At 45.4% G+C, this 14,078-nt stretch carries 13 protein-coding genes; 5 read left to right on the top strand and 8 right to left on the bottom strand.

Translation table 11 applies throughout. The features are described 5' to 3' along the window. Positions 1–44 precede the first annotated feature (44 nt). A complete protein-coding gene (locus G6N79_RS02985; protein ID WP_103906687.1) occupies positions 45–710 on the bottom strand; it encodes a TlpA family protein disulfide reductase in 666 nt (221 codons plus the stop codon). Positions 711–969: 259 nt separating this feature from the next. Here G6N79_RS02985 and nagB point away from each other — a divergent pair, with 259 nt between their 5' ends. Then, positions 970–2,892 carry a glucosamine-6-phosphate deaminase gene (nagB, locus tag G6N79_RS02980; protein WP_103906507.1) on the top strand — a complete coding sequence of 641 codons (1,923 nt, stop codon included), beginning with the start codon at positions 970–972 and terminating at the stop codon, positions 2,890–2,892. 80 nt (positions 2,893–2,972) lie between these two features. Here the strand turns inward: nagB and G6N79_RS02975 are convergent, their stop codons facing one another. Beyond that, positions 2,973–3,914 carry a helix-turn-helix transcriptional regulator gene (locus tag G6N79_RS02975; protein WP_103906506.1) on the bottom strand — a complete coding sequence of 314 codons (942 nt, stop codon included), beginning with the start codon at positions 3,912–3,914 and terminating at the stop codon, positions 2,973–2,975. Between the two features lie 89 nt (positions 3,915–4,003). Between G6N79_RS02975 and G6N79_RS02970 the strand changes: the two genes are divergently transcribed. Then, on the top strand, positions 4,004–6,424 hold the full coding sequence (locus G6N79_RS02970) for a TonB-dependent receptor (protein WP_103906505.1): 2,421 nt from the start codon (positions 4,004–4,006) through the stop codon (positions 6,422–6,424). 14 nt (positions 6,425–6,438) lie between these two features. Further along, positions 6,439–7,791, top strand: a complete 1,353-nt coding sequence (locus G6N79_RS02965; RefSeq protein WP_103906504.1) for a hypothetical protein — start codon at positions 6,439–6,441, stop codon at positions 7,789–7,791. Between the two features lie 151 nt (positions 7,792–7,942). Here G6N79_RS02965 and G6N79_RS02960 read toward each other — a convergent pair whose 3' ends face one another. Next, a complete protein-coding gene (locus G6N79_RS02960) occupies positions 7,943–8,290 on the bottom strand; it encodes a phage holin family protein (RefSeq protein WP_103906503.1) in 348 nt (115 codons plus the stop codon). A gap of 149 nt (positions 8,291–8,439) precedes the next feature. On the opposite strand from G6N79_RS02960, the gene G6N79_RS02955 reads away from it, so the two are divergent. Further along, positions 8,440–8,856, top strand: a complete 417-nt coding sequence (locus tag G6N79_RS02955) for a DUF2147 domain-containing protein (protein ID WP_103906502.1) — start codon at positions 8,440–8,442, stop codon at positions 8,854–8,856. 72 nt (positions 8,857–8,928) lie between these two features. Here G6N79_RS02955 and G6N79_RS02950 read toward each other — a convergent pair whose 3' ends face one another. Together G6N79_RS02950 and G6N79_RS02945 are read right to left on the bottom strand one after the other, a co-directional pair. Further along, entirely contained in the window at positions 8,929–9,573 is a 645-nt protein-coding gene (locus G6N79_RS02950; RefSeq protein ID WP_103906501.1) for a hypothetical protein, read from the bottom strand. Continuing rightward, complete coding sequence (locus G6N79_RS02945) at positions 9,573–10,079, bottom strand: RNA polymerase sigma factor (protein WP_103906500.1); 507 nt, start codon at positions 10,077–10,079, stop codon at positions 9,573–9,575. Before G6N79_RS02945 ends, G6N79_RS02950 begins: the two co-directional genes overlap by 1 nt. Positions 10,080–10,147: 68 nt before the next feature. Here G6N79_RS02945 and radA point away from each other — a divergent pair, with 68 nt between their 5' ends. Beyond that, positions 10,148–11,536, top strand: a complete 1,389-nt coding sequence (gene radA, locus G6N79_RS02940; protein ID WP_103906499.1) for a DNA repair protein RadA — start codon at positions 10,148–10,150, stop codon at positions 11,534–11,536. A 51-nt stretch (positions 11,537–11,587) separates the two neighbouring features. Here the strand turns inward: radA and G6N79_RS02935 are convergent, their stop codons facing one another. Genes G6N79_RS02935 through G6N79_RS02925 form a run of 3 tightly spaced genes read right to left on the bottom strand, consistent with a single transcriptional unit; the run spans position 11,588 to position 14,041 of the window. Beyond that, complete coding sequence (locus tag G6N79_RS02935) at positions 11,588–12,727, bottom strand: TlpA disulfide reductase family protein (RefSeq protein WP_103906498.1); 1,140 nt, start codon at positions 12,725–12,727, stop codon at positions 11,588–11,590. Positions 12,728–12,773: 46 nt separating this feature from the next. Continuing rightward, positions 12,774–13,601, bottom strand: coding sequence for a TPM domain-containing protein (locus G6N79_RS02930; protein ID WP_103906497.1), 828 nt, complete (start codon positions 13,599–13,601; stop codon positions 12,774–12,776). A 5-nt stretch (positions 13,602–13,606) separates the two neighbouring features. Continuing rightward, positions 13,607–14,041 carry a TPM domain-containing protein gene (locus tag G6N79_RS02925; RefSeq protein WP_103906496.1) on the bottom strand — a complete coding sequence of 145 codons (435 nt, stop codon included), beginning with the start codon at positions 14,039–14,041 and terminating at the stop codon, positions 13,607–13,609. Between the last annotated feature and the right edge of the window lie 37 nt (positions 14,042–14,078).

The raw sequence follows: 14,078 nt of genomic DNA, 5'->3' as shown, positions 1-14,078 counted from the left end.
TTTTTGTTGGGTTACGGGCCGAAGTTCCGTTCGCCAAATTTATTTTACTTCAGGAGTTCGCGGAGTTTCGCATTCAGCTCTTCCCCATGGAGGTTCCTGGCGATCACCTTGCCCTCTGGATCCACCAGCAGATTCTGCGGTATCGCCTTGACACCGTAGGATTGCCCGGCGGAGTTGTTCCAACCCTGCAGGTCGGAAACATGTTTCCATGTCAGGTTATCGTCCTTAATGGCTTTTTCCCAAGCGGTGAATTCCTTATCGAAGGATACACCCAATATCTCAAAATTCTTGTCCTTGAATTCAGCATATGTTTTCACCAGTTTGGGATTTTCCTCCCGACATGGCGGACACCAGGATGCCCAAAAATCAATCAGGACATACTTGCCCTTCAGGTCGGAAAGGGAATAAGGATCCCCATTCAGATCAAACTGCGTTATGCTCGGCGCCTTTTTGCCGACCATTGTATTCTTGAGTGCATCCAGATAACGTTCGAAAATCTTGCCTTCGGTGGATTTTCGGACTTTCTTATCCAACCCCTTAAACAAGGTGTTCAGTTCATTGTAATCCGGGAAGTAACCGCCAACCTTTTGTATGATGCGGATGCTGTTCTTGTCAGCCGGGTTTGCCTTTACCTGATTGATCAATTCTTCTTTCGTCTGTGCGAAAAGAAAGGTAGGTAGGCAGATTATCAATAGGAGTAATTTCTTCATGTTCATGCTGTCGTTTGTACAAATGTAAAAATAAACTACTGGTCTAGTAGATTTTATTTGTAAAATAAGTGCGATGATAACGTGCGCACCTGTTCATTTAGGTATAACGTATAAATTAGCTAATTATTGAATAAAAAAGTTTACATGGTTATGATTTTCATCAGTGAAAGCTACATTCATAAAAAGAAGTTGCATTTTTTATGCGCTCAGCCTAATAAATTGTTAAATTTGAGGCTCACTAAGGTATTTTTCATTTTAAATGGCAAGATTAAATTTATTAGAGGAAACCCGTTTTGAGAAAGTTCCCGTTACGGTTTACCCCTCACAAGATGAGGCATCTGTTAAAGTTGCTCAACGCATCGCCGGTATCATCCAGGATAAGCAGGCGAAAGGGGAAAAGGCAGTCCTAGGCCTTGCAACCGGTGCTACACCCATTAAGGTTTACAAAGAATTGGTCCGTCTTCATAAGGAAGAGGGCTTGAGTTTTGAGAACGTTGTAACCTTCAACTTGGATGAGTACTACCCAATGCAACCCACTGCAGAGCAGAGTTATGTTGCGTTTATGGAAAAGCATCTGTTCGGCCATGTCAACATTCCACAGGAGAATATCAACATTCCTGATGGTACGTTAGCACCTGAAGATGTGCAGGCTTTCTGTATTGCATACGAACAGAAGATCTCCAACCTTGGGGGATTGGATATTCAGATTTTAGGTATTGGACGTACAGGTCACATCGGTTTTAACGAACCGGGATCTGCGCCAAACTCCGGTACTCGCTTGGTAACCTTAGATGACCTTACCCGTAGAGACGCTTCACGCGATTTCGGGGGAAAGGAAAACGTACCGACAAAAGCGATTACCATGGGAGTAGGTACAATTTTCAAAGCCAAGGAAATTGTATTGATGGCCTGGAACGAGAAGAAAGCAGAAATCGTGAAGAAAGCTGTCGAAGGCGAAATCTCTTCCGATATTCCAGCAACCTATCTGCAGATGTCAGACAATGTGGAGTTTGTCCTGGATAAGGATGCTGCATCCGCACTGACACGCTTCAACCTGCCTTGGTTGGCGCACGATGTGGTTTGGGAAGACAAATTGGTAAAGAAAGCCGTGGTATGGTTATCCCTTCACTTGGATAAAGCCATCCTGAAGCTTACGGATGACGACTACAACAACAACGGTATGGCGCAGTTGATTACCGAGCAGGGTCCTGCATACAGCATCAACATCCGCATTTTCAACGAATTGCAGCGTACGATTACCGGTTGGCCAGGTGGTAAGCCAGGTGTGGACGATTCAAACCGTCCAGAGCGTGCTGAACCAGCACATAAGAACGTCATTCTGTTTTCACCGCACCCAGACGATGATGTCATTTCCATGGGTGGTACCTTTATCCGCTTGGCGGATCAAGGGCACAATGTGCACGTGGCGTACCAAACATCCGGAAATACAGCCGTATGGGACGATGATGTCCTTCGTTATCTGGAATTTGTTCAGGATTTCGCGGTTGCCATTGAGGATGATAACGGCATTACACGTAATATTTACGATGAAGCACGTGCATTCTTCAAGGTAAAACAACCCAATCAGGTTGATCCGGAAATTATCCGTACCATCAAAGGCCTGATCCGTAAGGGTGAAGCCATTGCCGGTGCTCGTTTTGTGGGCCTTCCGGACGAAAATATCCATTTTATGGACCTTCCGTTCTACGATCGTGGAAAATTCTCCAAAGAAGTGGATTTTGAAGATGATATTCAACAGACCATGGCCCTGTTGCGCGAGGTTAAACCTGAGCAGGTATTTGCCGCAGGAGATTTCGCTGATCCGCACGGAACGCATAAGGTATGTTTCGATATTATCCTTGAAGCTTTGATGCGCCTTCGTGAAACCGACGAATGGACGAAAGACTGTTGGTTGTGGTTATACCGTGGCGCATGGCATGAATACCCAATCCATGATATCGAAATGGCCGTTCCGCTTTCTCCACAGGAAGTGAAACGCAAGCGTCTGGCGATCTTCAAGCACCAATCACAGAAGGATCTACCTGTTTTCCCAGGAGATGATCCAAGAGAATTCTGGGTGCGCGCGGAAGACCGTACGAGTGAGACTGCTGGCCTTTACCACCAATTGGGATTGGCAAATTACGAAGCAATCGAAGCTTTTGTTCGCTGGAAGTTTAACTAAGCGTACAGCCGTAAAGAATAGGAGAGGCCCACGTGTAGTAGCGTGGGCCTCTTTATGTTTATTGTGCCTGCTGTATTCAGTTATACGGTAAACGAAGAAATCAAATCTGGAATCGCCAAAATACCTTCATGCGCAACCAAGAAAGAATAGCGTAGGGAATTGGGGATAATCCCGAAATATTTCTTGAAGGCGGTCGTAAAATGAGTTGAGTGCTTATATCCCGTCATTCGAGCGACATCGGAAATCCTGTATTTCCCCATCATGATCAAGCGCTTGGCATGCTCCATTTTCATCTCCGTAATGAAATTCATGACTGTTTTCCCATAATACTGCTTAAAATGCTTCTTGAGGTACTGCTCATTGGTACCCACGGCTTTTGCCAATTCGGATATGGTGTGGTTGCGGCTGAGATCCTCTTCGATCATTTTTTTAGCCAGCTGGATTTTATCAAAGTGGGTCTTGTTGACCAAGATCTCCTTATTTTCATTCTCCACGTAAAGGGTTTCCACCTGGTGGATGATAATATCCAACATAAGGGATTGAATCTTCAGTTGATTGAGGTAGGAATCGGCAAGGTACAGGTGAAAGATCTGTTGGAGTGCCAACCCAATCCGTTTATCCGCCTTGGTGAGCATCCCGTTGCGGAATCGTGTTTCATCTGCTTGGTATTTATCGTGGTATGCTGGGAATTTATCGCTTGGAATGAGCATCAGTAACATGTTGTTGTCTGAATTGATACTCTTCAGCTCCATTTGATCGCCTTTCTTCAGATGAAATAGGATGTTTTCGCCGGCTTGCACGAGGTAATCCTGGTTAGCGATGACCACACTGCAATGGTTGGAATCTTCATCCAGCAAGAAATTCAGATAACCATCAATCGGCGAGGTAAAGCGGAACCGTTGCCTACCTTTCAGCACCGTAAAATACAGCTGAGTACCCAATTCCTGCATATTTCTAGCAGGTTCTAGGGAAGAAGGTGGTAATATTTCCGATTGTGAAATCTTTTTTTCTGATTGCGTCATTTTGCTATTTAGAATAATTCTAGTTTTGCAGCAGTATTTATTTAGACTTGTTCTAAAGAACTTCAAAAGTAGTGTATTAATCTGGAATAATGAAACATTTTTACCTCATCCTATTATTTTTATTAACCTGTACGTTAGTTTTTGGGCAAACGGCTACAATCCGGGGGAAGGTGCAATCTACAGGAGGTAAGGCCATTGCCAAAGCAACGGTCCGTTTGGAAGGGACTAAGATTGTGTCAGTGACCAATGAAGATGGTGGTTATGAATTAAAGGAAGTGCCGTATGGGCAGCAGCACATTGTGGTCACTTCTGTTGAAATACAACCGAAACGTCTGCCAGTGCTGGTGGAGAGCCGGATGCACGTTTTGCCGATAGCATTGGAGCTTCGCGGAGATATTGGATTGGAAGAAGTTCGAGTGGAAGGGAAAACGGAAAAGCGGAAGATTGAAACAAGTGGTTTTGCGGTCAACGTCATTGAAACCCAAGAGGCGGCAACACGTAATGTGCAGACCAATGAGTTATTAGACCGGACAGTAGGTGTCCGTGTGCGGCAGAGTGGCGGTGTCGGTGCTGAAGTGCAGTACAACCTGAACGGAATGACCGGTCGTTCGGTCGGCATTTTCGTGGATGGTATCGAGATTTCCACGTATGGTGCCTCCTTTAACCTCAATAACATCCCGCCGGCCATGATCGAACGGATCGAAGTTTACAAAGGTGTCCTCCCGGCACATCTTTCCGGAGACCTGTTGGGCGGTGCCATCAATATCGTGCTGAACAAAAGGAACGTCAAGAACAACTTGAACGCGTCCCTATCCTACGGTTCCTTCAACACAACTCAAGCAGATGTCAGTGGATTTTACCGTGATCAGAAGACCGGCTTTACAACCCGTATATCCGGAGCATTCCTAAATTCGGATAATGACTATGAGATCTGGGGTAAATTCTCCAAATACATCGAACCCAACGGTGTTGTCCGTCGTAATTTCAGGACGAAGCGATTCTTCGATGGATACCGTTCTGCGACGGCCCGGTTTGAGTTTGGTTTCTCCGATGTGAAATGGGCAGATTCCTTTTTCTTGGGCTATAACTTCTCAGACGTGTACAATGAGATCCAGCATGGGCAGACGATGGGAACACCCTATATGGGAAGGACATCACAAGGACAGGCTAACGCTCTCAATCTACATTACAATAAACGGGACCTTTTCGTAAAGGGGTTGAGTCTCAACGTGAATGGGGTGTACAGTTTCCGCAATACCGCGATACTCGATACCGTACCATGGGCCTATAATTGGGATGGTGCCATTCGTTTGGACCTGAACGGCAAACCCTTGAAGACACTCACTGGCGCACAACAAGGTAAACCAACGCATATCGATATCGACAGGCAAGTGGCCAATATCCGATCGAATTTGGCGTATGAGGTCTTCAAAGGCCATCGTCTTTCCGCAAATCATGTCTTTTATACCGTGGACCGAAAGGACACCGACCTGCTCAATGTGGTTGCCGCTCAGGAGTTCAGAAGTAAGAATGATCTCTCAAAAAATGTTTTTTCCTTTAATTATGAGGCTTCAACCCTGAATGACCGATTGTTGACCAATCTGTTCTATAAGCTTTATCAGCAAACCATCGGGAATACCTGGTATACGTCTGCGCAGGTAGGGCAGCAAGCAGTGGCGGTCAAGGAAGAGGTCCGGGATGCGCGCACCAATTCGGGATATGGTCTTTCTGTATCCTATGCCATCATTCCTAAAGTTTACCTCCTGACCTCTGCAGAACGAGCAGTGCGTATGCCTGCGGATTCCGAAACGTTTGGCAGTCCCGAGGACAATGTACTATCCAATTTTTCGATTAAGCCAGAGGTCTCCGACAATTATAATGCAGGATTCCGGTTGGGCATGTACGAATTTGGCAACCATAGGTTATCCCTGTCGGGAAATGCATTCTGGCGAAACATTAAAGATCGGATCATGCCAAAAGCCAACGAGAATATCAGTGCGCAAGAAATCGAGGTGACACAATTTATCAATCTCGGTCGGGCACAGACCCTGGGGTTCGAAGGTGAATTTACCTATGGCTATAAGAATAAGCTGACAGCGATGGTAAACTTCTCCAAATTCAACTCGCTATTCAAACAGCAATATGACGATGAGGGGCGCGAAATGACTTATTATAACAAACAGGTTCCCAATGAACCCTTCTTTACCATCAATGGAAATGTTCATTACCGTTTCGAAAACCTGATTCAGCGAAATTCGCAATTGAACATGTTCTATACGGTGGGTTATGTAGCGCCTTTCCGGACGATTTGGCCGGAAACGGATTGGTTTATTACCCCACGCCAATGGGCCCAGAACGTTGGTGCGAGCTATACCTTCCCTTCCCGGCGCCTTATTGCTAGTGTGGATGTCAAGAATCTCTTCAATGCGGAGGTCTATGACAACTTCGGGGTACAGAAACCTGGGCGAGGGTACTATCTAAAACTGAGTTATTCACTTTTTAAATTTTAATAAATAAGTATACAATGAAAGCCACATTTTTAAAATTAGCCTTGATGGGATTTGCCGTTACGGCTATAACAACGACGAGTTGTACCAAAACAGGATCAGAACCGGTAAAGGAGGATGACAACACCCGTTGGATTACAGTTTCTGGTGCATTGATGCAGACAACGGCAGGCGATGGAAACGGCGGCGGCCGGGTTTTCAGCCTGACTGTTGAAGATGCCAAAAATCCAAATTTCGAAGTCAATGTCTTTGATGGTGGGGCTGAAATAAAATCCGAACGGACGGCACGCTTGCAGGCCTCTTCAGATGGGAAATACCTCTTCAACATTCAATATTTGGGAGACGACGGCGGTGTGTTCCAAAAATACCGCGTCCTTGGCGGGAATCGTATCAGTCCTGAAGGCCCTCAGGTTGCAACTGCGAGTTACGTCAGCAAAACCCCGAGGTGGTTGAAGGTTTCGGATGGCGTCGGTGTCGGTGTACGTGCGGAAGCTAAAGCATCTGAATATACGGGAACATTTCCTAATTTAACCTACGTGGAAACCAGTGCCAAGACCGATGTGATTACCTTGGACCTGAAAGATCCGAAAATTACCAAAACCAATAGCTTTGATTTGAAGCTTTCTCCTGATGAGGTTGCTGCTGGGTACTATGTCAGTCGGATCGATATGCCTGTGCTGAATAAAGCAAACAATAAAGTTTTCATTGGCGTTGCTACATCTAAAAAGAACACCACTTCGCCTACAGCAGATGACAAGGGGGTAGTTTCGTATCCAGTGGATCGAAACGCTCCGCGCATTGCTGCCAAGACGTTGGTATTGGATTATCCATCGTTAGCCAATCCAAAATTGATTACCTCTACCAAGACGAAGGGCAGCACCAATGGGTACAGAGCACCAATGCAATACCTGGGAACGGATGGCCATGTGTACCAGGCAACATCTGGCGAAACTGCTGGAACCGGGGGCTCACGCATCTTAAGGATCAATTCTGAAACCAATGAATATGATAATACGTTCGAGTTCAACCTGGATAAAGCATTGGGCATTACAGATTCTTACATTGAAACCTGGTTGTATACAGGTGGAGGCAAGGGATTTGTCGTGTACAAAATCGCTGGAAAAGGTGGTTACTTTGCAAAGATTGACCTGAATGCAGGTACGGCCAAAAAGTATAACCTACCGAATGAAGATAAATTGCGGTTCGGTCAGATCCAACATGTCGGAATGGAAGGTAACGATGTATTCCTAGCTGTTGCACCAGTAGGGGAGAATGGCAACATCTATGTGTTCGATAAAAATTCAGACAAGATGGAGAAAGGCGCCAAATTGATCAATAAAACCGGAAATCAATATATCGGCATTTATTAATCCAAATACCCAATAGCGAATTAGCAGCGAAAAGTCGGGTGGTCCTTAGGGGCACCTGGCTTTTCTGTTTCATGGGAGAAACGGAAGTTCATCCAGGTAAGGACATAAAAAATCGAGGAGGTCGTTTTTACGATCTCCTCGATTAATTTCTTTATTTTTTGTCACTTCCCAATTTGCCGATGATCATTTCGATAATCGCAACAACGATAGCAAAAAGTGCCGCAGGCCAGAATCCATCAACATCAAACTTTGATCCCATGATACTGTCAGATAGCATGATCATCAATACCGTAATGATAAAGGATACCAAACCAAATGTCAACCAATTCAGAGGAAAGGTGAATAATCGTAAAATTCCGCCAACAATAGCATTAACCAGACCGATGACCAAACCCGTAAGGATTGCCCATCCAAATCCCGCAACTGTAACTCCAGGGATGATCCATGATGCTATAGCAACAACTAAACCTGTAACTAAGAGACTAATAATGAACCTCATAACTTAAATTATTTGTGTGTACCCTAAATGGACAAAATTAATGCCAATAACCCTTTTTTACTGGTTTTAATTAGCTGTATTAAAAATAATATTATGCCAACATATAAAAATATACGTATATTCACTTAACAATTTTAAACGTATTGGTTATGAAACAGCTAGTTGCAACATTTTGTGCCCTGCTATTTACAATGATGGTTTTTGGGCAAAACAACGATCCCATTTTAGGAAAATGGGAAAATCCAAGTGGTGAGGGACGTATTGAAATCTATAAGAAAAACAATAAGTTCTATGGAAAGCTCTATTGGATCAAGAATGCGGGTAGGAAAGACGCGAAGAACCCCGACCCAAATTTGCGCACGCGTGATATCCAAGGGCTGGAGATCCTAACAGGATTCACTAAAAAAGGAAAGACCTACGAAGATGGTGAGATCTATGATCCAAAATCGGGAAAGACCTACAGTTGTAAGATGACCCTAAAGGGAGATAATCAACTTGATATTCGCGGGTATATGGGCATCAGCCTATTGGGACGCACGGAAACGTGGAAGCGAATCACAAAATAAAAGATCGACAAAATGAAATGGGCGCTAATTCAAGCGCCCTTTTCATTTTCTGAATTTAACTATATAATTAATCTATGGTGTTTTTCCGTGCTCTTCCTCCTCTTCCAGCCGGACAAGCTCCTCATAGTTCTTATCGAGTTTCTTGACCAATCGGATATAGATCAGACGGTAGTAGAGCCGCATAACGGATATGACGAGCCAGCCCATCAAGAACAGCACAATGGCCATTGCGGTGGTATAAAAGATGATTTCCCCAACGGATTTGACGCCGAAATTTTCCTGCCAGATGACACTCCCAGCACCGAGAATCATGGAGAAGATAATCAGGTAAATATTGAATTTGATGTACAAATAGACCGTCTTCCTGGTATCCAAGATCGTTTCCAACAACTTTTTGGTATTGTTGGTGCTCCGGATCATTCGGTAAGAAGTGAAAAACTTGTAAATGAAATATAGGATAAAGATGTAGGCCAACGTATCGACCACCGTTATGGCGATCTGATAGAAAATTGGATCAGCCTTATCATCCAGGTTGAGCTGGGAAGACCAGATATTCAATCCGATTCCCACGAACAGCTCGATAATGGAAATATAGAATATCCATTTCACCAGTGAAGATGAGCTTTTGTACAGCATCTTGCGGATCTCATTCCTCTTTACCTGGGGGAAGTTATTGTCCTGCTGCCAATGTTGCTTCAATAAATCCAGTTCATTCATTATACGACTCCTTTCCTGCTAAGCATTTCTTTTAATTTATTCTTGATCCTATTCATCTTTACGCGGGCATTCCCTTCGCTGATACCCAACGTTTCGGAAATCTCTGCATAATCCTTGTCCTCCAGGTACATGTAGACCAAAGCCTTGTCGATATCGTTCAGCTGCCTGACGGCATCGTACAGGAATTTCAGCTGTTCATCGGCTTCGGTATTGTATTCCTCATAGCGGATATTGGATAAGTCATGATCCCATTCAACGGTTTGAATTTTGGATTTGCTACCGCGATATAAGGAGATGGCCGTGTTTAAGGATACCCGATAGGCCCACGTGGAGAATTTTGCATCGCCCTTGAATTTGGGATAGGATCGCCACAATTGGATGACCATTTCCTGGAACAGATCCTGGTGAGCCGCGAGATCTGTGGTATACAGCTTGCAGATCTTGTGGAGGATATTTTGGTTTTCCTCCAGCAGGTTCACGAATTCTTGTTCTAGGACGTTTGCCATGTATGGGTATTTGTCGACAATAGTAAGGTATTGTTACAAATGTTCTTACAATTTTTTAAATTCGCTCAATGGCGAAGACAAAATCAGCATATTTCTGTCAATCATGTGGGTATGAATCCCCGAAATGGTTAGGGCAGTGTCCATCCTGTAAGCAATGGAATACGTTTGTGGAAGAGGTGGTGGAGAAATCCTCCAGTAGGGTGCCGGAATGGCGGAGTTCCACTGTGGCAAATACGGGGACGAAGCGTACCAACAAGGCAGCGATAATCCATGAGATTGTCTACTCCGAAGAACAGCGGCTAGAAGCTCCAGATAAGGAGTTTAACCGTGTTCTAGGTGGGGGCATCGTGCCGGGCTCACTGGTACTGATCGGCGGCGAGCCGGGAATCGGCAAGTCAACCTTGATGTTGCAATTGGCCCTTTCCATTCCGAAAGTGAAGACGTTGTATATTTCAGGGGAGGAAAGCGAGCAACAGATCAAGATGCGGGCGGAGCGATTGTCGCAGAGCTCCAATGCCAATTGCTTTATCCTCACGGAGACGAGTATGCAGAACATCTTCAAACAGATCGATCAGGTAGAACCGAATGTGGTGGTCATCGACTCGATCCAGACGTTGCATTCTGCGCAGATCGAATCGGCTCCGGGATCGGTGTCCCAAGTTCGGGAGTGTACCGCAGAGCTATTGCGATTTGCTAAAGAGACCAATACGCCTGTTTTCATCGTGGGCCATATTACGAAAGATGGTTCCATTGCAGGGCCAAAGGTGCTGGAGCACATGGTGGACACCGTGCTGCAGTTTGAGGGCGATAGAAACCATGTCTATCGGATCTTGCGTGCCGTGAAGAATCGATTTGGATCTTCATCGGAATTGGGGATCTACGAGATGCAAGGGTCCGGTCTGCGGGAAGTTTCCAACCCTTCGGAGATTATGCTGTCGCAACGGGAGGAACAGGTGAGTGGGGTAGCGGTAGCCGCCATGCTGGAAGGTATGCGCCCCTTGATGATTGAGGTACAGGCATTGGTTTCCAACTCAGCCTATGGCACACCGCAGCGTAGCTCAACGGGGTTTGACACCAAGCGATTGAATATGTTATTGGCCGTGCTGGAAAAAAGATTTGGCTTCCGCATGAGCGCACAGGATGTGTTCCTGAATATTGCCGGTGGCTTACGTGTTGAAGATCCTGCCGTGGATCTTGCAGTCATTGCTTCGCTGATTTCATCGCAACAGGATATCCCCCTTCCAGCAAACATCACCTTTGCGGGTGAAGTCGGCCTGTCGGGTGAGATTCGGGCAGTGAACCGTATTGAACAGCGCATTCAGGAAGCCGAAAAATTAGGCTTTGAACAGATATTTATTTCCAAATACAATACCAAGGGGCTGGATGTCAAACGGTACCAGATTTTAGTACGGCCCGTGGCGACCCTCGAGGATGTATTCCGGATATTATTCGGATAAAAAAAGGCGAGCTTTACACAAGCTCGCCTTTTTTTATCGCAGACTGATCTGCTATTTAATAACTTCAGCAAGTTTAGCCTCAAGTGCTTCACCGCGAAGGTTTGTTGCAATGATCTTGCCCTCTGGATCCAACAGGAAGTTCTGTGGAATACCTTCGATACCATATAGTGCAACAACTGGAGATTGCCAGAATTTCAAATCTGAAACCTGTGTCCATTGCTCCAATTTATCATCTTTGATCGCTTTCATCCAATCTTCTTTTCCGTTTTCACGATCCAAGGATACACCAAAAATAGTGAAGTTCTTGTCCTTGTATTTATTGAATGCTGCAACTACGTTCGGATTTTCCTGGCGACATGGTCCACACCAGCTTGCCCAGAAATCGATCAGCACATATTTTCCGCGAAGGGAAGATAATTTAACGACGTTTCCTGAAGTATCAGGTAACGCGATTTCCGGTGCTACGGAACCGATCGCTACAGCTTTCAATTTTTCGATTTTCTCGCCCAGGCGCTTACCTTGAGCCGTATTTTTGAGCGCTGCAGACATTTTACCATAAGCCGGGACAGCCACCGAATTTACATTTTCGGCATTTACCAGTTCCGAGAGTAGGCCAAGACTGACATAACTGTTCGGGTTTTGCTTCACATAGTCTTCATTGATCCGTGCTTGTTCGGCAAAAAGCTTCTCCGCACGAGACTGCAGGCTATTGATGAATTCCTCATCTTGCTGTTGCTCAGGCGTAGCGGATTGGAATTCTTTCTCCAATACGGCAAATTGATCGGCAAAGCTTTTTATCGCGGTTTTGTAACCTGCAAAATCTTTATTGATCTCATTTCCGCTGATGTTCGCGGAAGCAAGGTTATCACCTTGTACTTGAATGACACCCTTTGCCAGATAGAGCATGGTCATATCAATTGTTTTTCCGGGACTTGCCAGCTCCTGTAGGGATTTCCCCTCCGGAGACATGATCAATTGCGCTTGCGTAGGCTCAGCAACAATGCCATTGAAGGCAAAAGCGCCTTTTTGTACCATGGCAGAATCGATATGGCGCTCTCCATTTTCCGCATACATCATAAATACCTTCGCTGGGGCATCCACATTTTTTAACGAGCCCTTGATAGAGAAATCCTCCTGTGCGAACAACAGGGAAGGGATTGCTGCAAGTACTCCTACAATTGCTTTTTTCATATTACTTATTTTATATTTTTACTATATACAACATATACTGTTCCAATTACCACCGGCCACTGGCACCACCTCCGCCGAAGCCTCCGCCGCCGAAGCCGCCAAAACCTCCGCCGCCACCGCCACCGAAGCCACCTCCAAAGCCGCCACCATCGTTGTCACGACCGCCGCCGCCCAGGGAGTTCAGTAAGGTCCACCAGAATAAGTCAGACGATCCACGACCGCCCATGACCCGACCGCCACCATTTTTTCCGCCACCACCGGATTTTGAAATCACCGAAATGATGACAATGATCACGATAATGATAAAGATGATCGGAATGCCGCCCCCACCTTCCGTGGAGTAGGAATCATTCGGATCGACCTTGTATTCACCCTTGGAATAGGAAATAATCGCATCTGTTCCTCGGTTGATCCCTGTGAAGTAATCGCCTTGACGGAAAGCTGGCTTTACCTCATTCTCAATGATGCGGTAAGCGATAGCATCGGGAACAGCACCCTCAAGGCCATAACCCGTCCGGATGGTCATTGCGCGATCGCCTAAAGCTACCAAGAACAGAATACCGTTATTGAACTTTTTATTCCCGACACCCCATTTTGCAGCCAGGCGATCGCCATAATCTGCAACATCATAATCCCCCGTGGACGTCATAACGACCACTGCGATCTGTATGCTCGTGGAGTCTTCAAAACGCAACAACTTCTGCTCCAGTTCCGCTTTCTGTCCTGAGGACAGCGTGTTCGTATAATCCGTAACCAAGGCATTCGGCACGGGAGGGAAGTCCTGTGCGAACAGTTGGAATTGGCCGACAAAGGCCAATAATATGGTGAAGAAAATGCTTGTTGAAAAGGTTCTAAGGCTAATTTTTCTGTGCATAATAATTACGAATTACCGAAATGTATATCATTTGGAAGCTCATTGACATCATCTTCTCTTCTCGGGAAGAAGGTCGCCAACTGCTGTCCTGCTTTTTCAATGCCCACAATGAGACCGTGAACATAATCTTCCTGCTTAAAATGGGAAAGCATCAGTTCTTTGGTGGACTCCCAGAAATCTGCAGGTACTTTTTCATTGATTCCGGCATCGCCGATAATGGCAAACTGATGGTCGTCGATCGCTAGGTAGATCAATACGCCGTTCCGTTGCGCCGTTTGGTGCATCTTGAGTTTTTCAAAATAAGATTTAGCCTGTTCATAGGCTTCAAGACCGTGTGTCTTCCGTTCCACCACTAATCTAAGCTCACCGGAGGTGAGGTTCTCTGCCAAGCTAATCGCCTGGACAACCTGCTCTTGTTCTTCTTGATTGAATATTTCCATTTGGCCTCAAAATAGAAAAGATGAATGTTGAAGATAT

Origin of the sequence: Sphingobacterium lactis, assembly GCF_011046555.1 — a bacterium.
Lineage (GTDB): Bacteria > Bacteroidota > Bacteroidia > Sphingobacteriales > Sphingobacteriaceae > Sphingobacterium > Sphingobacterium lactis.
Note: the sequence above shows the minus strand (reverse complement) of the source record. Positions and strands in the feature narration are given on the sequence as shown.